This is a genomic window from Myxococcales bacterium (genome assembly GCA_016717005.1).
Lineage (GTDB): Bacteria > Myxococcota_A > Polyangia > Haliangiales > Haliangiaceae > UBA2376.
The window spans coordinates 72,953-91,553 of the sequence record JADJUF010000049.1 but is presented as its reverse complement, the minus strand read 5'-3'; the positions used below and the strand labels follow the sequence as shown (position 1 = coordinate 91,553).

Here is an 18,601-nt window from a genome sequence, read left to right as displayed (position 1 = left end):
ACCGTTGACCTGCGATGTGGATGGTCGTCGGCCTGGGCAACCCGGGCACGAAGTACGCGCGGAACCGGCACAACGTCGGGTTCCGCGCCGTCGAGCTGGTGGCCGCGCGCCACGGGCTGGGCGAGCTGCGCAGCGGCGGCAAGCTGGGCGGCAGCTCCGCCACCGGCGTGATCGTCACGCCGCGCGGTCGGCAGAAGGTCGTGCTGCTCGAGCCGCAGGAGTTCATGAACCTGTCGGGGTTCGCGGTCCAGCGCGCCGGCAAGTTCTACGGCGTCGACCTCGCGCAGACGCTGGTGGTCCACGACGAGATCGATCTCGACTTCGGGATGGTGCGGCTCAAGACCGGGGGCGGCCACGGCGGCCACAACGGCCTGCGCTCGATCATCGAGCAGTGCGGCGCCAACGGCTTCGCCCGGGTCCGCATCGGCGTCGGCAAGCCCGGGCCCAAGCCGGGCACCGCCGACGGGGGCCTGCCCAAGGGCAAGGCCGGCGACAAGGACGTCGCCGGCTGGGTGCTGGCCGACTTCCCGGCGTCCCAGGCCGGCACCGTCGACGCGCTGCTGGCGCGGGCCGCGGACGCGATCGAGGCCGTGGTCGGGCTCGGCGTCACGCCGGCGATGAACGAGTTCAACGGCAAGCCCGCCGTCGGCTAAGGTTGGCGCTGCCAGCCGTGGCACCACCTGCCAGCCGTGGCACGGCGCCAAGCCGCGGGCGCGGCCCCTGGCCGCAGATACCCGCTCGCGCGCTGGCACGCGCCTTGATATGAGCGAGGCGAGCTTCTACACCGAGCCCGCGCCCCGCTGGCGCGCAGCTCCCCTCGAGAGGACCCCCCGCCACCATGATCAAGTCGCCGCTCGTGTCCGCCGCCGTCATCCTCGTCACCGCCGCCCTCGGCGGCAGCGTCGCCCGTGCCGATCTGCCGGACAAGAACAAGGATCGCGAGGGCTGGATCAAGGCGTCGATGACCGGGCCCCAGGCCGCGTTCTGCGCCTCGATCGAGCCGAAGAAGCTGACCGGTGGCGCCGACCCCGACTTCGTCGCCAACCAGGTCGCGTCGCAGTGGGACGGCGTCGCGCCGGCCGAGGCCACGCTCGACACCGCGCTGTTCCTGGCCAACGCGCTGTGCAAGTTCCCCGGCAACCCGCCGCTGCAGCAGAAGCTGTTGCCGCTGTGGCAGAGCTTCCTGACGTTCTACGGGCTCGGCAAGGCCGACCTCGCCGACTTCGCGATCCTGGCCAACCCCGATCGCGCGCGGATCGACACGCCGACCAAGGCGCCCAAGGACGCGCGCCTCGGCGAGCTCGCCGGGCGCATGCAGGCGCTGGCGGCGAGCGAGCAGATCGAGACGTCGTACGGCATGGACTTCATGTCGTACGCCCAGCTGCTGGACACCACCGCCGCGCCGTCCGAGCACCTCAAGGTCGCGTTCGTCACGCTGTGCGTCGACGGCTACCACGGCAGCATCGCCCGCTGGGCCATCTGCAAGGCCGACGCGCAGGCGCTCGATCGCGCGCGCTTCGACCAGGAGCTGGCCGGGCCCACGGTCGATCCGCGCCACCGGCTCGAGGCCAAGATGAACTTCGTGCGCCTGCAGCGCGCGGTCGCGGCCCAGGCCAAGAAGTTCGCCGACGAGGCCGCCAAGGACGACGGCGTCGCGAAGGTCATCGACGCGCTCCCGGCCGCGGCGACCAAGGCCTGGGCCGACGAGCGCGGCACCTACGCCGACGCGCTGGCCTGGGCCGGCAAGCTCGTCGACGATGCGCGGGCCAACAACAAGAAGCTCATGGCCGGCTGCGAGGAGCAGCTCGTCACCCACCTGGCGACGTACCTCAAGGCCCGGGCGCCGCGCACCGTCGACGACCTCAAGGACGTCTTCAAGGACAACGTCGGCAGCCAGCTCGCCGCGGCCGCGGCGGTGTGCTTCGTGCGCAACGACGCCGCGCGCAAGTTCTGGAGCGACTGGTCGACCGGCTACGCCCAGCACTGGGGCGTGCGCACCCAGATCTGGTACGCGCTGGCGTCGGAGAAGATCGAGTTCGACACCGACCGCGGCAACGATCCGCTCGGCCTGCCCAAGCCGGTCGTGCTCTACGCCAACACCAGCGCGGCTGGGTCGATGGGCACGATCGCGACGATGAAGGCCAACGGCGACGCCTTCGACATCACGTTCAAGAAGGAGACCTGGAAGGAGACGGTCTGCAAGCAGTGGAAGGAGACCAACAAGGTCTCGGGCATCGACCTCAAGACCGGCAAGCTGATCTACCGCGGCTACTGCGCCAAGACCGGCACCGAGACCCGCTCGAGCACCGCCACGCCGGTGTCGGTGCCGACGGCCTACGCCGCCGGCCTCAAGGTCGGCGTCCCGGCCCGCTTCGCCCGCAACGACGACGGCACCGCGTACCCGACGGCGATCTACGGCGACAAGAAGCGCACCAAGCTCATCGGCGCGTTCGGCGCCTTGTACTGAGCTACCCGGGAGGCCTCTCGCCAGCTCGCCAGGCCTCCCCAGGCAGGGGCCGGGGCACGCGGACGTCGGCGGTCACGCCCGAGGCGTCCATGGCCGCGGTCTACACCACCCTCCAAGCGGTTGGAACCGCCCAGCTTTCCGGACGTGGCCCGCTGTGGTTGATCTCGGGGGACCGCTCTGCTACAAGCCGCCACTCACCTCGCTCGTCCCTCGTGGACGGGCACAATCCGCGAGGAATCAGATGGCAAGTGCAAGACTAGTGAGCCTCAACGACGCCCCGGGGACGTCGCGTGAGTACGAGATGGTGTACATCCTGCGCCCCAACACCGCCAACGATGGCGTCGCCGAGATCAACACGAAGGTCAAGGGCATCATCGAGGGCATGGGCGGGAAGATCCTGAAGGTCGACAACTGGGGCAAGCGCCGCCTCGCCTACGAGGTCGCCAAGGAGCGCAAGGGCATCTACCTGTACTGGCGCTACCTCGCCGTCGCGGGTGTGGTCGAGGAGACCGAGCGCAACCTGCGCATGCTCGACCTGGTCATCCGCTTCATGACCGTCCGCCTCGACGAGTCGATCGACCCCGAGGCGCGCCCGTCCGAGATCGACGACGCGTCGTACGAGCGCGCCGCGACGACGGCCGCCGACGAGGAGGACATCTTCCTGTCGCGCGGCGGGGACACCCCCAGCGGCGGCGACGACGACGACGAGTACGAGAATCCGGTGGCCGAGGCCCCGACCGGTAAGGAGAACTGAGCATGTCGCGCACCGACGAAGACATCGACGACAAGAGCGACGACCGGCGCGGCGGCAAGAGCCGCGGCGGCGGCGGCGGTGGCGGCGGCGGCGGCATGAACCGCCGCAAGGTCTGCCGCTTCTGCGCCGAGACCACGACGCTCATCGACTACAAGAACCCGCAGCTGCTGCGCAGCTTCGTCACCGACCGCGGCAAGATGGTGCCGCGCCGGATCAGCGGCTCGTGCGCCAAGCACCAGCGCGCGATCTCGACGGCGGTGCGGCGCGCGCGCATGCTCGCGCTCCTGCCGATCACGGTCGGCGGAGAGTGAGGAGGACGCCATGGCGATGCAGATCATTCTGACGCAGGACGTGGCCAACCTCGGCGCCGCCGGGGAGCTGGTCTCGGTCCGTCCCGGCTACGGCCGCAACTACCTCGTGCCCCAGGGCATGGCGGTGTCGGCCACGGCCGCCAACGTCCACAAGCTCGAGCACGACAAGCGCGTCATCGCGCGCAAGGTCGCCAAGGACCGCGCGGGCGCCGAGTCGCTGGCCGAGCGGATCAACCTGATCACCCTCCAGTTCGACCGCCAGGTCGGCGACGAGGACAAGCTGTTCGGCTCGGTCACCAGCCGCGACATCGCGGAGCAGCTCAAGAAGACGGGCATCGAGATCGACCACCGCTGGGTGGTGATGGACGTGCCGGTCAAGGCGCTCGGCAAGTACGAGGTCACCGTGAAGCTCGGCAGCGGCGTCACCGCTGCGTGCAAGTTCTTCGTGGTGTCCAAGGCCAAGTAGCTCGCGCTCGCGCGATCGACGGCGGCGCGGTCCTGAACGGATCGCGCCGCGGCTGTTTTCGGGGCGCGCCTGCTCAGCCGTTGGGGTCGCTGCGCTGCGAGATGCTCTCGAACCGGGTGAACCGGCCCTCGAAGCGGGTCTCGACGGTGCCGATCGCGCCGTGGCGGTTCTTGCCGAGGATGACCTCGGCGATGTCGGGCGTCTCGCTGTCCTTGTTGTAGACGACGTCGCGGTAGATGAAGAGGATGACGTCGGCGTCCTGCTCGATGGCGCCGGACTCGCGCAGGTCCGAGAGCTGCGGCCGCTTGTCGGTGCGCGACTCGAGCGAGCGGTTGAGCTGCGACAGCGCCATCACCGGGCACTCGAGCTCCTTGGCCAGCGACTTCAGGCCGCGCGAGATCTCGCTGATCTCCTGCTCGCGGCTGGCCTTGGCGGTCTGGGGTGAGCCGCGCATGAGCTGCAGGTAGTCGATGACGATGAGCCCGGTCTTCTTGCCGGCGAACAGCTCCTTGTTGGAGCGGAAGCGGCGGGCGCGGCTGCGCAGCTCGCGCAGGGACAGGGCCGGGGTGTCGTCGATCAGGATCGGCGCCTTGGCCAGGGTGTTGGCGGCGTAGGTCAGGTTGGTCATGTCCTGGCGCTGCAGCTGGCCGCGGCGCAGCGCGCTCGAGTCGACCCGGGCCTCGGAGCAGAGCAGGCGCTCGGCCAGCTGGGTCGACGACATCTCGAGCGAGAACACGATGACCGGCCAGCCGCCGGTGACCGCGGCGTTCTGGGCCAGGGACATGGCGAACGAGGTCTTGCCCATGGCCGGGCGGGCCGCGAGGATGATGAGCTCGGTCGGCTGCAGGCCGGCGGTCTTGGCGTCGAGGTCGGCGAACCCGGTCGGCACGCCGGTGACGCCGTCGGCCGAGGCGAAGCGCTCGTCGAGCGAGCTGAACACCTTCTTGATGAGGCCCTTGATCGGCTCGGGGCCGCTCTTGGCCTTGCGCTGGGTGACCTCGAAGATCTTGCCCTCGGCCATGTCGAGGTACTCGCCGACCTCGAGGTCGTCCTCGTAGCCCTTGTCGACGACCTCGCCCGCGGCCTCGATCACCCGCCGGGCCGCGCGCTTGCCCTCGACGATCTCGGCGTAGTGGATGACGTTGTCGACCGACGGCACGCGCAGCGCCAGCTCGCCCAAGAACGCCATGCCGCCGATCGCCTCGAACTTGCCCTGGCGCGCCAGCTCGGCCTCGACCGTGACCGGGTCGATCGGCTGGGCCTTGGCCTCGAGGTTGCGCATGGCCATGAACACGGCCTGGTGCTTCGGGCTGTAGAAGTGCTCGACCTCGAGGGTGTCGAGCTGCGACAGCACCTCGTTGCGCAGGAACACGCCGCCGAGGACCGAGGCCTCGGCGTCGAGATTGTGCGGCAAGACGCGCCCGGCCATGACCCGCGCTTATACCGCGAGCGGCGGCGGGCGAGCAGCCCGCCGGGCGATCAACCCGTCGGCGGCGCCAAGATGTGGCCCCCGCGTCGAGCCCGGGCCGGCGGTGGGGATATAGTCGGCCCTCGCATGGCCACGCCCGCGTCCGGCACCCTGATCGGTGCGTATCAGATCGAAGGCGTCATCGGCGCCGGGTCGATGGGCGACGTGTTCCGCGGCATCGACGTCGGGCTGTCGCGCAAGGTCGCGATCAAGATCCTCTCGGAGAAGCACAAGGACTCGAACGAGCTGCGGGCCCGGTTCACGCGCGAGGGCCGCGCGGTGGCGGCGATCGCCCACCCCAACGTGGTCCAGGTGTTCGCGACCGGCGTGTACGAGGACCGGCCGTACATCGCGATGGAGCTGCTCGAGGGCACCGACCTCGCCAGCCTGATCGACGACGACGGGCCGATGTCGTCCGTGGTCGCGGCCCGGGCCATCCTCGACGCCGCCCGAGGCCTCGACGCCGCCGCCAAGGCCGGCCTGATCCACCGCGACGTCAAGCCGTCGAACCTGGTCCGGCTGCTCGACGGGCGGGTCAAGGTCACCGACTTCGGCCTGGCCAAGCCCGTCGATCCCGGCAGCGAGCCGGCGCTGACCGCGCTCGGGGTCGTCGTCGGCACCCCCGACTACATCGCGCCCGAGCAGGCCCGCGGCGAGACCATCGACGAGCGCGTCGACATCTACGCGCTGGGCGGCACGCTGTACTTCCTGCTGACCGGGCTGCCGCCGTTCCGGACCGGCAACCCGGCCGAGGACAAGTACCTGAAGGTGGTCGCGCGCCACCTGAAGAACCCGCCGCCCGATCCGCGCGAGCGCGCGCCCGGCGTCGCGCCCGAGCTGGCCGAGCTGGTGCGGGCGATGATGGCCAAGAAGCCGGCGGAGCGGCCGGACTACCCGACGATGATCGCGCGGCTCGAGGCGCTGATCGCCGACCTGCAGGACGGGCGCGCGGTGACCGCGCCGCCGATCGCGTCCCCGGCGGGGCCGCGGCTCGACACCGGCACGCCGTTCGTCGGCGCCGACGCGCCGCCGGCGTTCGAGGATGACGGCGGCTCGACCCGGGCCGCGATCGCCGCGGTCGGCGCCCAGGGCCTGCCGAAATGGGTGTGGGCGGCGACGGCGCTGGCGGTGATCGTCTTCGCCGGCGGCCTGGTCCACTTCCTCGGCCGCGGCGCGGCCGCGCCCACCGAGCCCGGCGGCGGCACCGGCGCCGCCGAGATCGACGCCGGCGTCGCCGAGGCCACCGACGCGCCGCCGCCGCCGCCGCTGCCGACCGCGCCCGAGGGCATGGTGCTGGTGACCCGGCCCGACGGCACGCCGTGGCTGTTCGTCGACGCGCGCCCGGTGACGGCCGCCGAGTGGGCCAAGGGCTTCCCGAAGCTCAAGGCGCCCAAGGCCAAGGCGCTGACCCTGCCGGTCGTCAACGCGCCCTACAACTTCGCGAAGGCCTACGCCCAGACCGTCGGCAAGCGCCTGCTCACCGACGAGGAGTGGCAGGCCGCGGTGATCACGCCGGGCGTGATCGCGTCGCCGTCGCAGTACGAGTGGATCGCGCCCGCGGTCGGCAAGCAGGCGCCGGTGCGGGCGCCGGGCAAGCAGGCGATGAAGCCGCTGGCCGGCGGCGCCGACATCACCGTGCGGCTCGGCCGGGACCTCTAGCCGCACCCGACCCACCTGCCGCACCTGCGGTCGCGGTGCGGCGCGCGGTCAGGCGGTGCCATGACCTGCGTGCGCGGCGGGCGCGGCGCGCGCGTACCGTCGACGCATGCGCTGGATCCCGTCGACGATGTGCGCGCTGGTGCTCGTGGTGGCGTCGCCGGCCCGGGCCGAGCCGGTCGCGCCCGAGACCGCGCAGGCGATCGGGCTGGGCGTGACCGCGGCGGGCCTGGTCGCCGGCGCGTACCTGTGGTCGAGCGCGGATCGGCTGCCCGCCGACGACGGCCGCGACGAGCGCAAGCTGGCCGCAGCGGCGGCCGCGACGCTGACCCTCGGCGTCGGCCCGATGACCGGGCTCCTGGCGGGCGGCGCCCGGCGCCGGGCGCTCGTCGGCGGCGTCGCGCGGCCGGCGATGATCGTGGTCGGCGGCCTCGGCGTGGTCACCGGCGCGCTGGTCATCGGCTTCGGCTGCAACGAGACCGACGCGTGCGCCGGCGCCCGGGCCACCGGCGGCGTGATGATCGGCGCCGGCGCGCTGCTCGGCGTCGCCGCGGTGGCGTGGACGGCGTGGGACCTGTGGGAGACGCCGGGGCTGGTGCGGCGCCGCCGCGCCGGGCGCGTGCAGGTGGCGCCGATCGTGGGCCGCGATCGGGTCGGGCTCGCGCTGACGCTGGCCCGTTGACCCCCGACCGGCCCCCGGCCGCCGGGGCATCGTATATAGTGGCCAACCCATGTCCGACGTCGATCGCCTGGTCGATCTGATCACCGAACAGGTCCGGGCCCGCCTGGCCGGACCGAGCCTCGCGGTCGTCAAGCCCAACGACCGCGGCAGCTGCCACGACGACGCCGCGCCTGGCGAGGACTGCGCGAGCTGCGGCTCGTGCGTGGTCCGCCGGCCGTGGTCGGTGCGCGCGATGGAGGGGGCCGGCGCGCTCCGGGTCGGCGCGCCCCTCGGCGTCGGCGCGGTCCCGGCCGACATGGCCAAGCTGATCGACCACACGCTGCTCCGGCCCGACGCCACCCGCGACGACATCGTCGCCCTGTGCGCCGAGGCCAAGCAGTACCGGTTCGCGTCGGTGTGCGTGAACACGACCTGGGTCGGGCTGGCGCGGTCGCTGCTCGCCGGCACCGACGTGATGGTGTGCTGCGTGGTCGGGTTCCCGCTGGGCGCGATGACCCCGACCGCCAAGGCCTACGAGGCCCGCGACGCCGTGCGCCAGGGCGCGCGCGAGATCGACATGGTCGTCAACCTGGGCGCGCTCAAGTCCAAGGACTACGAGACCGTGTTCGAGGACATCTGCCGGGTGGTCAAGGCCGCGGCCCCGGCCGCGGTCAAGGTCATCCTCGAGACCTCGACGCTCGAGCACGATCAGAAGGTCATCGGCTGCGCGCTGTCGAAGCTGGCCGGGGCCGCGTTCGTCAAGACCTCGACCGGCTTCGCCAAGGGCGGCGCCACGGTCGAGGACGTCGCGCTGATGCGCGCGGTGGTGGGCTCCGACGTCGGGGTCAAGGCCTCGGGCGGCGTGCGCACCGCCGAGGACGTGCTGCGCATGGCCCAGGCCGGCGCCAACCGGATCGGCGCGTCGGCGTCGGTCGCGATCGTCACCGGCAAGACCGACGGCGACAAGAAGGGCTACTGAGCCACACGGGCTCGTCGCCGAACCTCCGCCGTCGCGCCCTCGCGCCGGCGCCCCACCCCCCCCCCCCCCCCCCCTCCTCCCCCCCCCCCCCACCACCCCCACGCCCCCCTCCCCCCCCTCTCCCCCCCCCCCCCCCCCCCCGCGCTCCCGAGGCGCTCGCCCATGACCACGGCCACCCGTCTCCCGGTCGAGCTGATCCGCGCCAAGCGCGACGGCGGCGCGTTGGCCGACGCCGAGCTGCGCGGCTTCATCGCCGGCGTCACCGACGGCTCGATCCCCGACTACCAGGTCGCGGCCATGCTCATGGCCATCTTCTTCCGCGGCCTCGACGACCGCGAGCTGGCGGCCTGGGCCGACGCGATGGTGCGGTCGGGCGACGTGCTCGACCTGTCGGCGATCGCCCGGCCCAAGATCGACAAGCACTCGACCGGCGGCGTCGGCGACAAGATCTCGATCCCGCTGGCGCCGGCGGTGGCGGCGTGCGGCGTGGCGGTGCCGATGGTGTCGGGGCGCGGCCTCGGCCACACCGGCGGCACGCTCGACAAGCTCGAGTCGATCCCCGGCTTCCGCGTCGACCTCGACACCGATCGGTTCGCGCAGCTCGTCGACGAGCTGGGCGTGTGCCTGATCGGCCAGACCGCGCGCGTGGCGCCGGCCGACAAGCGCCTGTACGCGCTGCGCGACGTCACCGGCACGGTCGAGTCGATCCCCTTGATCGCGTCGTCGATCATGTCGAAGAAGCTGGCCGAGGGCATCGACGGGCTGGTGCTCGACGTCAAGGTCGGCGCCGGCGCGTTCATGAAGGACGTGGCCCGGGCCAAGGCGCTGTGCGCGGCCATGCAGGCGATCGCCCGCGGCGCCGGCAAGCTCGTCACCTGCGTGCTGACCGACATGGACGCGCCGATCGGCACGCACATCGGCAACGCCCTCGAGATCGCCGAGTCGATCGAGTGCCTGCGCGGGCGCGGCCCGGCCGACACCCGCGAGCTGACGGTCGTGCTCGGCGCCGAGATGCTGGTGCTGGCCGGGGTCGAGCGCGACCCCGACGCGGCCGCGGCGCGGATCGGCCGCGCCCTCGACGACGGCTCGGCGCTGGCGGTGTTCCGCAAGGTCGTCGAGGCCCAGGGCGGCGACCCGGCGGTGTGCGACGCGCCCGAGCGCGTGCTGCCGCAGCCGCGCCGGCGGGTGCCGATCGTCGCGGCCCGGGCCGGCGTGATCGAGGCGATGGCCGCCGACGAGCTCGGCATGGCGGCGCTGGTGCTCGGCGCCGGCCGGCGGACCAAGGACGACGTGATCGATCCCGCGGTCGGCCTGGTGCTGGCGGTGCGCCCGGGCGACCGCGTCGGCGCCGGCGATCTGCTGGCGACGGCGTGGTGCGACGACGACGACGCGCGGCTCGACGCGTGCCGGCAGCGGGTGCTGGCGGCGATCGCGCTCGTCGATCACGCGGTGCCGCCGCCGCCGGCCTCGCGCGTGCTCGAGATCCTGCGCTGACCGCGCCCGCTCCAGGAGACCGCATGACCGCTTCCGCTCCCGACGATCTGTACGAGCGCGTCCACGCCGCGGCCGCGGTGGTGCGCGCGCGCCTCGGCGGCCGCGCGCCGCAGGTCGGCCTGATCCTCGGCTCGGGCCTGGGCGGGTTCGCCGACCGGCTCGACGACGCGGTCCGGATCGACTACGGCGAGCTGCCGGGCTTCCCGGTGTCGAAGGTCCACGGCCACGCCGGCCGGCTGGTGGTCGGGACCCGGGGCGGCGCCACCTGCGTCGCGATGCAGGGCCGCGTGCACCTGTACGAGGGCCACCGCGCGGCCGAGGTCGCGTTCCCGGCCCGGGTGCTGGTCGCGCTGGGCGCGCGCGTGCTGGTGGTGACCAACGCCGCCGGCGGGATCAACCCGAGCTGGGCGCCGGGCACGCTGATGCTCATCCGCGATCACCTCGACTTCCTGCGCGATCACCCGCTGCGCGGCCCCAACGACGACCGCCTGGGCCCGCGCTTCCCCGACATGACCACGGCCTACGCGCCCGAGCTGCGCGCGCTGGTGCGCGAGGTCGCGGTCGGGCAGGGCGTGACCCTGGCCGAGGGTGTCTACGCGGCGATGCCGGGCCCGTGCTACGAGACGCCGGCCGAGGTGCGGATGCTGCAGATCGTCGGCGCCGACGCCACCGGCATGTCGACCGTGCCCGAGGTGATCGTCGCCCGGCACATGGGCGCGCGGGTGATCGGCGTCTCGTGCATCACCAACCAGGCCGCCGGCATCACCGGCGCGGCGCTGTCCCACGACGAGGTCACCGAGACCGCCACCCGGGTGCGCGCGACGTTCGAGGGCCTGCTCGACGGCATCCTCGCGGCGCTCGTGACCCGCGGCGAGCTGGGGGCGGCGTGACCGCGCGCCGCAAGGCCGCCGCCGCGACGCCGGATCTGGTGGCGCTGGCGCGCGCGGCCCAGGCCCAGGCCTACGCGCCGTACTCGAAGTTCCGGGTCGGCTGCGCGCTGCGCACGCGCGACGGCGCGGTGTTCACCGGCGCCAACGTCGAGAACGCGTCGTACGGCCTGTGCGTCTGCGCCGAGCGCAGCGCGCTGACCGCGATGGCGCTGGCCGGCCACCGCGACTTCGCCGAGCTGGTCGTCGCCACCGACATCGCGCCGCCGGCGTCGCCGTGCGGCATGTGCCGCCAGACCATGCTCGAGTTCGCGCCGACGCCGAGCGCGACGACGGTGACCGCGGTCGGCCCCGGCGCCGCGCGCGCGACCTGGACCGTGGCCGAGCTGATCCCCGCCGGCTTCACCGGCACGCAGCTCACGCCGCCGCCGCGGGCCGGCGCCGCGGCGCCGCTGACGGACGCCGCGATCGGCACGGCGATCGTCGCCTCGGTCGTCGCCGGGCGTTCGGCGTCGGCGTCGGCGTCGGCGGCCGGCGCGTGGCCGAGCGCGATCGCGGCGGGCTCGCCGGGGGTGTGGGGATCGGCGCCGCGGTGATCGGGCTGGCGGTCGGCGCGTTCAGCCGTTGAGCGCCGCGGCGGCCTGAGGCACGGTCGCGGCGATGATCGAGACGCTCGTCCTGGCACCGACCGCGGATCCCCGGGTGTTCGTCGCGCCCGACGGCGCGCGTCGATCGCCGCCGGCCGACTGGGTGTGCCTGCCGCCGGGCGACGCCGGCCTGACCCGACGCGTGAAGGCGGCCGGGCCGTCGTGGGCGGTGATCGAGCAGCGCGGGCGCAAGGCGTTCTCGAAGGGCCTGTGGGCGCCGGCCGCCAACGTCGAGGCCGCGCGCGCGGCGCTGGCCACCGAGCGCGCCACCGACGGGTACGCCCGCAAGCGCGTGGCCGACGTCGCGCGGCGCGAGCGCGCGCAGGCCGCGTACGTCGTCACGTTCGAGCAGGAGGTCCACGGGTTCCTGCGGTTCGCGCCGTGCTGGGCCCCGGTCGCGCGGGTGGTCGCGGCGCGGGTCGCGGCCCACGCCACGCCGGTCGGCAGCGGCACGGTCGCGCGGACCCAGCGCATCCCGGTGGCCGAGCGCGCCGAGGCCGCGGTGATCGCGTGGATGCGCCACCAGACCACCGCCTACGATCGCATGACCATCGCGCGGGTCGCCGGCGAGCGGCGCGCGGTCCGGCGCGAGCTCGCCCAGATCTCGCGGGCGGTGCTCGATCTCCACCGCGTCGACGTGCCCCACGGCGTGCGGGCGTGCCCGCTGTGCGCGGCGATCGCCCCGGCCGCGGCGGTGGCGCCGGCCGCGCCCTCCGCCGACCGCTGATCGGCGAGCGCCGATCGCCAGGCGGGTCGCCGCGGCGACCTCGAGCGCGGGCCCCGGCCGGGGCCCGCGATTGGGTGCTACGGTCGCCAGGCATGGACGCCGCCGAGCGCGAGGTACTCGAGGCCGAGCTGCGGCGCTCGCACGACGCCGGCGATCTCCACGCGGTCGCGACCTCGGCGATCCGCGCCTACGGTCCCGAGCTGTACGGGTTCCTGGTCGGGCTCGCGCGCGACGCCGACGCCGCCAGCGAGATCTTCGCGCGGGTGTGCGAGAGCCTGTGGCGCGGGCTGCCGGCCTTCCGCTGGGACAGCTCGCTCCGGGTCTGGGCCTACACGATCACCCGCCACGGCTTCCACCGCTGGACCCGGGACCGCGAGCGCCAGCGCCGGCAGGTGCCGCTGTCCGACGTGCCCGAGCTCTCGGCGCTGGTCGCCCAGGTCCGCACCACCACCGCGGTCCACCTGCGCACCGACGTCAAGGACGGCTTCGCGGCCCTGCGCGACACGCTCGAGCCCGACGATCAGCTGCTGCTGGGGCTGCGGCTCGACGGCGGCATGGCCTGGGCCGACATCGCCCGCGTGCTCGCCGGCGACGCCGCCGCCGCGCCGCCGTCGGTGCGGGAGGTCGCGGCGCTGCGGAAGCGCTACGAGCGCCTCAAGGCCCAGCTGCGCGCGCTCGCCGAGGCCCATCAGCTGATGCCGTGACGCGCGTCAACCCGGGGTAGGATGGCGCCGATGGCCGAGCCGCCACCCGAGCCCGCGCTCAGCGACGCGCCCACCGATGGCGACGAAGGCGACGCGGCCAGCACCGCCGGCGACGCGCTGGTGCGGGCGGTGCTCGGGATGGGGCGGCGGCCGCCGCCGGTCGCGCTGGTCCCGGGGCAGCTCCTCGCCGACAGCTACCGGATCGTCCGCACGCTCGGCGCCGGCGGCATGGGCGTGGTCTACCTCGCGCGGGATCAGCGGCTCGGGCGCGACGTCGCGATCAAGCTGCACGCGGCCGGCGCGGCCGGGCCGGGCGGTGAGCGGCTGATCCGCGAGGCGTCGGCGATCGCGCAGCTCGGCCACGCCAACGTCGTCACCGTCTATCAGATCGACACGTACGAGGGCCACCCGTTCGTCGCGATGGAGTACGTCGACGGCGGCACGGCCCGCTCGTGGCTGGCCAGCCAGCCGCGCACCTGGCGCGAGATCGTGGCGCTCTACCTCGGCGCCGGGCGCGGGCTGGCCGCGGCCCACGCCGCCGGGCTGGTGCACCGCGACTTCAAGCCCGACAACGTGCTGATCGGCGCCGACGGCCGGGTCCGGGTCGCCGACTTCGGCCTGGTGCAGGGGCCGGTGCCGTGGTCGACCGACGGCGCGCCCGACGACGACGACGGACCGGCGACGACGACGGCGACCTTGACCCGGACCGGCGCGGTGATGGGCACGCCCGCGTACATGGCGCCCGAGCAGCACCGCGGTGAGCCGGTCGGCGCCGCCGCCGATCAGTTCGCGTTCGCGGTCGCGCTGTGGGAGGCGCTGACCGGCGCGCGACCGTTCGACGGCGGCACCAGCGACGAGCTGCGCGCCGCGCAGGCGCAGCCGCTCGGCGCCCCAGCGCGGCCGATGCCAGGGCACGTCGAGGCGGCGCTCCGGCGCGCGCTGGCGCACGACGCCCGCGCGCGGTGGCCGACGATGTCGGCGCTCTTGGCCGCGCTCGCGCGCGATCCTCAGCGGACCCGCCGGCGGATCGTCGCGATCACGTTCGCCGGGGTCACGCTCCTGGGCGCCGGCGTCGCGCTCGCGTCGTGGCGCGGGGCGCGGACCCACGCCGCCGAGGTGGCGCCGTGCCTGCAGGAGACCGACGGGCTCGCGGTGGCCGCGCGGCTGCGCGCCGCCCTGGCGCCGCGGCCCGGCGACCTCGCGCTGACGCGGCTCGACGCCTGGATGACCGCCTGGCGGACCGAGCGCGCGACCGCGTGCGCCGACACCCACGTGCGCCGGACCCAGCCGCTCGCGTTGCTCGAGCTGCGCGAGCTGTGCCTCGACCGAGCCCGGGTCAGCCTCGAGGCGACGCTCGGCGAGCTCGCGACCGCCAGCGATCCGGCGCCGCTGGTCGACGGGTTGCCGGCGATCGACGAGTGCGCCGATCTGACCCGCCTGGCGACGAGCGCGCCGCTGCCGACCGAGCCCGCGGCGCGGGCCGAGATCGAGGCGGTGTCGGCGATCCTCGGCCAGATCGAGGTCACCCGCACGGCTGGACACGTGCCCGAGGCGCTGGCCGCGGCCGTCGCGGTGGTGCCGCGGGCCGAGGCGACCGGGCGCAAGTCGCTCGCGGCCGAGGCCCGGCTCACGCTCGCGGTGATGCACGTCGCGACCGGCAGGCTCGACGGCGCGGTCGCGGAGTTCGAGGACGTCGCCAAGCTCGCCGCCGAGGCCAGCGATGATCGCATCGCGGCGCGGGCGTGGCTGCTCGTGCTCGACACGCTGGTCGCTCGGCTCGAGCAGCCGGCGGCGGCCGCGCAGATGGTGGCGGTGGTCGAGGCCGCGGTCCTGCGCGCCGGCAACACCGTGCGCCTCCGCGCCGATCTGCTCGGCACGCTCGGCGATCTCGCCGCCAAGCAGTCGGACCACGCCGGGGCGCGCGCCCGCTACGAGGAGGCGCTGGCCCTGCACGAGCAAGAGTTCGGTGAGAACGTCGAGTTCGCGCGCAAGCTCAACCGGCTCGGGTCGATCGCCAGCCAGCTCGACGACCCCGACGCGGCGCGCGCGTACCTCGCGCGCGCGGCCGCGGTGCTCGAGCGCAACTACGGCCCGCGCTATCGCCACCTGGCGGTGGTCTGGACCACCGCCGGCCAGGTCGAGTACCGGGCCGGCGACTGGCCCGCCGCCCGCGCGCACTTCGAGCGCGCGCTGGCGCTGAAGGAGGAGACCAGCGGCCCCGACTCGGTCGTGCTGGTCGTGACGCTCACCGACCTGGCGCGCGTGTGCAACGATCTCGGCGAGGTCGCGCTCGCCGATCGCCACATCCGGCGCGCGCTCGAGATCGCCCAGCGGGTGCTCGGGCCTGGCCACCAGAAGACCATCGAGGCCGCGCGCATGCTGGCCAACGTCCAGACCGCGCAGGGCGCCTGGCGCGCCGCCGAGGCGACGCTGGTGGACGCGCTCGCGAACCAGCGGCGCATCGGGGCCTTCCCGCCGGGCGACTCGATGGAGCTGGCGCTGGCCAACCTGATGATCCGGGACCGACGCTACGCCCAGGCCCGCGCCGCCGTCGCCCGGGCCGAGGCGATCGCGCGCGTCGCGGGCGCGGACTCGTACATGATGGCCAAGGTCCACGAGGTCACCGGTCGCATCGCGCAGGCGACCGGCCACCGCGCCGCCGCGCACGCGGCCTTCGAGCGCGCCCTGGCGATCCTGGTGGACGGTCGCGGGCCCGAGCACCCCGAGGTGCTGATCCTGCGGTCGCTGGTCGACGCGACGCGGTAGCGCGCGTTACTGCAGCTCGATCTGGCCGATCGCGGCGTCGCAGGCCTCGCGCACCCAGTAGGTCTTCACGTTGCCGCGCTCGATCTTGTACTCGGGGTCGCGCTTGGCCAGGACCTTCAGCTTGGCGATGTCCTTCTTGCCGCCGAGCACGCCGATGATCGCGCAGGCCTGGCGGCGCTGGGCGGCGATCTTGGACTTCAGGCGCGGCAGCACCAGCGGCAGGGCGGCCCTGCACTCGGTGTCGGCGAAGAACGCGAGCCAGGTGCTGAGCGTCGCCGCGCTGGCCTTCTTGGCGTAGGGCACGAACCGCGCGCACGCGCCGACCTTGCCGGCCTCGCGCATCCAGGTCAGCGCGTGCTCGGCCGCGAACTCGCCGTACTCGAAGTCGAACGGGTGATCCTTGTTGGCCGCGAGGTAGGTCATCAGCTCGGCGTCGACCGCGACGCCGGCGGCGGCCAGCTTGCCGAGCAGCGCCGGGCCGCGCTCGCCCTGGTGGACCAGGTCGGTCCAGACGAAGTCCCAGGCCTTGCACTCGGCGGCCCGGAGCCCGACGGCGAAGAACAGCTGATCCTCGTCGGCGCGGGCCAGGCCCTGCTGGTACGTGGCCCACGTCTCCTTGAGCTTGCCGCAGTCGGCCAGGGCCTTCTTGTAGGCGCCGGCCTTGAGGCGCGTGCCCACCTCGCACGCGGGCTGGTAGTAGTCGGTGTGCCAGGCCTTGATGTTGCCGTTGCAGATGCGCATCAGCGTCTCGGCGTCACCCTTGGCCTCATAGTCGGCCAGGACCGCGTGGCACGCGCTCTTCCAGGCGCCGTCGAGGTTGGCGTTGTGCAGGCAGTAGTTCGTCAGGGTCCCGACGTCCTTGGCCTTGATCGCCTTGTCCACGTCCGCCTGCGTGAACTCGAGGTACTCGTCCGCGACCGCGGTCGCGGCGGCGAGGGTGAGCGCGAGGGTGACGACGGTGCCGAGCGTACGATGGTGCGTCATGGGCGAGGTGCTTTGCACCTTCGAGGCCACGCCCCGACCGTCGCGGCGCCGCGAACTTCGAGCGCCGGCGCGCCCCTGGTGAGCAACGCTTGCTCACGCACCGGCCTGCGACCCCGCGGATCGCGCGGTCGTTGCTCACCGCCGGCGGCCGGCGCCGCGACGGCGTGCGCCCGGCGGTCGGTGCGCCGCGGCGCCGCGAGGCCCACGGCGATCGCGTATGCTCGCGCCGTGGAGACCACGGTCACGGGCGTCGACGATCTCGGCGGTGACGAAGGCGGCTGGGCGCTGCTGGCCTCCGGGGCCGGCGTGGTGCTGGCGGTGTCGCTGCCCGCGCGCGGCGAGGTCGTGATCGGCCGCGACCCGAGCTGCCAGCTCGTGCTCGACCACGAGCGGGTGTCGCGGCGGCACGCGCAGGTCCGGGTCGACGGCGGCTGGGCCGTGACCGATCTCGGCAGCCGCAACGGCACCCAGGTCCGCGGCGAGGCGGTCCCGGTCGACGCGACGACGGCGGTGGTGCCCGGCGAGGGCTTCACGGTGGGGCCGTTCACGCTCGTGATCGTGCCGCGCGCGGTGTCGGTGGTGCGCGCGGCGATCGGCGGCTCGAGCATCGCGATCGACGACCCGACCTTGACCAGCCCGCCGGCGCTGGTGCGCGCCGTCGCCCAGAGCCCGGTGAACATCGTGATCACCGGCGAGACCGGCGCCGGCAAGGAGGTCCTGACCCGGGCCCTGCACCGGCTGTCGGGGCGCACCGGCCCCATGCTCGCGGTCAACTGCGCCGCGCTGGCCCCGGCGCTGCTCGAGAGCGAGCTGTTCGGACACGAGCGCGGCTCGTTCACCGGCGCGGCGACGGCCAAGGCCGGCCTGCTCGAGGCCGCGGCCGGCGGCACGGTGATGTTCGACGAGATCGGCGAGATGCCGATCGAGCTCCAGGCCAAGCTCCTGCGCGCGATCGAGAACCGCGAGGTGCTGCGGGTCGGATCGGTGCGCCCGCAGCCGATCGACGTGCGGTTCGTCGCGGCGACCCACCGCGACCTGGCGGCGGCCAGCGTGGCCGGCACGTTCCGCCGCGACCTGTTCTACCGGCTCGCCGGGATCACGCTGATGGTGTCGCCGCTGCGCGAGCGGCCCCACCGCGTGGCCGAGCTCGCGGCGCGGTTCGCGCTCGAGGCCACCGGCCGCGCCGACGCGCTGACGCCCGCGGCGCTGGCCCGCCTGGCGGCGCATGACTGGCCCGGCAACGTCCGCGAGCTCAAGAACGCGATCGACCGCGCGGCGCTGCTGGCGCAGGGCGGGCCGATCGGCGCGGTCCACGTGCTGTTCGACACCGTCAGCGCGGCCGCGCCGCCGGCGGCGGTGGCGTCGCCGGTCGCGGTCGGCCCGGGCCCGATGACCGCGGCCGAGGCCAGCGAGCGCGAGCGGATCGTCGCCGCGCTCGAGGCGTGCGCGGGCAACCAGACCAAGGCGGCGCAGCGCCTGGGCGTGTCGCGCGCGACGCTGGTCACCAAGCTGCGGCTCTATCGGATCCCGCGTCCCAAGGCGCCGTCGTGATCGAGGTGGGCGGCCCGAACCGGGCGCCCCCGAAGGTACGACGGGCCGCGGCCGGCCCTGGCGCCGTGCCCGCAGCCCG

At 74.2% G+C, this 18,601-nt stretch carries 17 protein-coding genes; 15 read left to right on the top strand and 2 right to left on the bottom strand.

The genetic code is table 11. From position 1 onward, the window contains the following. Positions 1-14 precede the first annotated feature (14 nt). The 5 genes from IPL61_39575 (at position 15) to IPL61_39555 (ending at position 3,998) form a co-directional block, all read left to right on the top strand. Complete coding sequence (locus IPL61_39575) at positions 15-653, top strand: aminoacyl-tRNA hydrolase (protein ID MBK9037282.1); 639 nt, start codon at positions 15-17, stop codon at positions 651-653. A 203-nt stretch (positions 654-856) separates the two neighbouring features. Further along, positions 857-2,467 (top strand): hypothetical protein, encoded by a 1,611-nt coding sequence (locus IPL61_39570; protein ID MBK9037281.1) that lies wholly within the window; start codon positions 857-859, stop codon positions 2,465-2,467. A gap of 301 nt (positions 2,468-2,768) precedes the next feature. Then, a complete protein-coding gene (gene rpsF / locus IPL61_39565) occupies positions 2,769-3,221 on the top strand; it encodes a 30S ribosomal protein S6 (GenBank protein MBK9037280.1) in 453 nt (150 codons plus the stop codon). Positions 3,222-3,223: 2 nt separating this feature from the next. Continuing rightward, positions 3,224-3,532 (top strand): 30S ribosomal protein S18, encoded by a 309-nt coding sequence (locus tag IPL61_39560; protein MBK9037279.1) that lies wholly within the window; start codon positions 3,224-3,226, stop codon positions 3,530-3,532. A 16-nt stretch (positions 3,533-3,548) separates the two neighbouring features. Then, complete coding sequence (locus IPL61_39555) at positions 3,549-3,998, top strand: 50S ribosomal protein L9 (protein MBK9037278.1); 450 nt, start codon at positions 3,549-3,551, stop codon at positions 3,996-3,998. Between the two features lie 73 nt (positions 3,999-4,071). Here the strand turns inward: IPL61_39555 and dnaB are convergent, their stop codons facing one another. Next, the gene (dnaB, locus tag IPL61_39550) at positions 4,072-5,427 is read right to left on the bottom strand and encodes a replicative DNA helicase (protein MBK9037277.1); all 1,356 of its coding nucleotides are present in this window, start codon (positions 5,425-5,427) and stop codon (positions 4,072-4,074) included. A gap of 126 nt (positions 5,428-5,553) precedes the next feature. On the opposite strand from dnaB, the gene IPL61_39545 reads away from it, so the two are divergent. From IPL61_39545 to IPL61_39505, 9 genes are all read left to right on the top strand, one after another. Beyond that, a complete protein-coding gene (locus IPL61_39545; protein ID MBK9037276.1) occupies positions 5,554-7,125 on the top strand; it encodes a protein kinase in 1,572 nt (523 codons plus the stop codon). Positions 7,126-7,231: 106 nt separating this feature from the next. Further along, a complete protein-coding gene (locus IPL61_39540) occupies positions 7,232-7,804 on the top strand; it encodes a hypothetical protein (GenBank protein ID MBK9037275.1) in 573 nt (190 codons plus the stop codon). Positions 7,805-8,036: 232 nt separating this feature from the next. Further along, the gene (gene deoC / locus IPL61_39535; protein ID MBK9037274.1) at positions 8,037-8,762 is read left to right on the top strand and encodes a deoxyribose-phosphate aldolase; all 726 of its coding nucleotides are present in this window, start codon (positions 8,037-8,039) and stop codon (positions 8,760-8,762) included. Between the two features lie 162 nt (positions 8,763-8,924). Beyond that, positions 8,925-10,256 (top strand): thymidine phosphorylase, encoded by a 1,332-nt coding sequence (locus tag IPL61_39530; protein MBK9037273.1) that lies wholly within the window; start codon positions 8,925-8,927, stop codon positions 10,254-10,256. 23 nt (positions 10,257-10,279) lie between these two features. Then, entirely contained in the window at positions 10,280-11,146 is an 867-nt protein-coding gene (locus IPL61_39525; GenBank protein MBK9037272.1) for a purine-nucleoside phosphorylase, read from the top strand. Further along, positions 11,143-11,739: a cytidine deaminase gene (cdd, locus tag IPL61_39520; GenBank protein ID MBK9037271.1), complete on the top strand. Its 597-nt coding sequence runs from the start codon at positions 11,143-11,145 to the stop codon at positions 11,737-11,739. The genes IPL61_39525 and cdd overlap by 4 nt, the downstream gene beginning before the upstream one ends. Before the next feature lie 64 nt (positions 11,740-11,803). Continuing rightward, a complete protein-coding gene (locus IPL61_39515) occupies positions 11,804-12,517 on the top strand; it encodes a DUF2293 domain-containing protein (GenBank protein MBK9037270.1) in 714 nt (237 codons plus the stop codon). A 92-nt stretch (positions 12,518-12,609) separates the two neighbouring features. Further along, positions 12,610-13,221: a sigma-70 family RNA polymerase sigma factor gene (locus IPL61_39510; protein MBK9037269.1), complete on the top strand. Its 612-nt coding sequence runs from the start codon at positions 12,610-12,612 to the stop codon at positions 13,219-13,221. A gap of 30 nt (positions 13,222-13,251) precedes the next feature. Further along, a complete protein-coding gene (locus IPL61_39505; protein ID MBK9037268.1) occupies positions 13,252-15,987 on the top strand; it encodes a serine/threonine protein kinase in 2,736 nt (911 codons plus the stop codon). A 6-nt stretch (positions 15,988-15,993) separates the two neighbouring features. On the opposite strand, the gene IPL61_39500 is transcribed toward IPL61_39505, so the two are convergent. After that, on the bottom strand, positions 15,994-16,971 hold the full coding sequence (locus IPL61_39500; protein ID MBK9037267.1) for a hypothetical protein: 978 nt from the start codon (positions 16,969-16,971) through the stop codon (positions 15,994-15,996). Positions 16,972-17,199: 228 nt separating this feature from the next. On the opposite strand from IPL61_39500, the gene IPL61_39495 reads away from it, so the two are divergent. Continuing rightward, positions 17,200-18,522: a sigma 54-interacting transcriptional regulator gene (locus IPL61_39495; GenBank protein ID MBK9037266.1), complete on the top strand. Its 1,323-nt coding sequence runs from the start codon at positions 17,200-17,202 to the stop codon at positions 18,520-18,522. Positions 18,523-18,601: the final 79 nt, after the last annotated feature.

Bases quoted from the DNA above. Each gene is read 5' to 3' on its own strand.
- IPL61_39540 (MBK9037275.1), top strand. From the start codon at position 7,232: ATGCGCTGGATCCCGTCGACGATGTGCGCGCTGGTGCTCGTGGTGGCG.
- IPL61_39505 (MBK9037268.1), top strand. From the start codon at position 13,252: ATGGCCGAGCCGCCACCCGAGCCCGCGCTCAGCGACGCGCCCACCGAT.
- IPL61_39545 (MBK9037276.1), top strand. From the start codon at position 5,554: ATGGCCACGCCCGCGTCCGGCACCCTGATCGGTGCGTATCAGATCGAA.
- IPL61_39510 (MBK9037269.1), top strand. From the start codon at position 12,610: ATGGACGCCGCCGAGCGCGAGGTACTCGAGGCCGAGCTGCGGCGCTCG.
- IPL61_39515 (MBK9037270.1), top strand. From the start codon at position 11,804: ATGATCGAGACGCTCGTCCTGGCACCGACCGCGGATCCCCGGGTGTTC.
- IPL61_39530 (MBK9037273.1), top strand. From the start codon at position 8,925: ATGACCACGGCCACCCGTCTCCCGGTCGAGCTGATCCGCGCCAAGCGC.
- dnaB (MBK9037277.1), bottom strand. From the start codon at position 5,427: ATGGCCGGGCGCGTCTTGCCGCACAATCTCGACGCCGAGGCCTCGGTC.
- IPL61_39500 (MBK9037267.1), bottom strand. From the start codon at position 16,971: ATGACGCACCATCGTACGCTCGGCACCGTCGTCACCCTCGCGCTCACC.
- IPL61_39525 (MBK9037272.1), top strand. From the start codon at position 10,280: ATGACCGCTTCCGCTCCCGACGATCTGTACGAGCGCGTCCACGCCGCG.
- deoC (MBK9037274.1), top strand. From the start codon at position 8,037: ATGGAGGGGGCCGGCGCGCTCCGGGTCGGCGCGCCCCTCGGCGTCGGC.
- rpsF (MBK9037280.1), top strand. From the start codon at position 2,769: ATGGTGTACATCCTGCGCCCCAACACCGCCAACGATGGCGTCGCCGAG.
- IPL61_39575 (MBK9037282.1), top strand. From the start codon at position 15: ATGTGGATGGTCGTCGGCCTGGGCAACCCGGGCACGAAGTACGCGCGG.
- IPL61_39555 (MBK9037278.1), top strand. From the start codon at position 3,549: ATGCAGATCATTCTGACGCAGGACGTGGCCAACCTCGGCGCCGCCGGG.
- IPL61_39560 (MBK9037279.1), top strand. From the start codon at position 3,224: ATGTCGCGCACCGACGAAGACATCGACGACAAGAGCGACGACCGGCGC.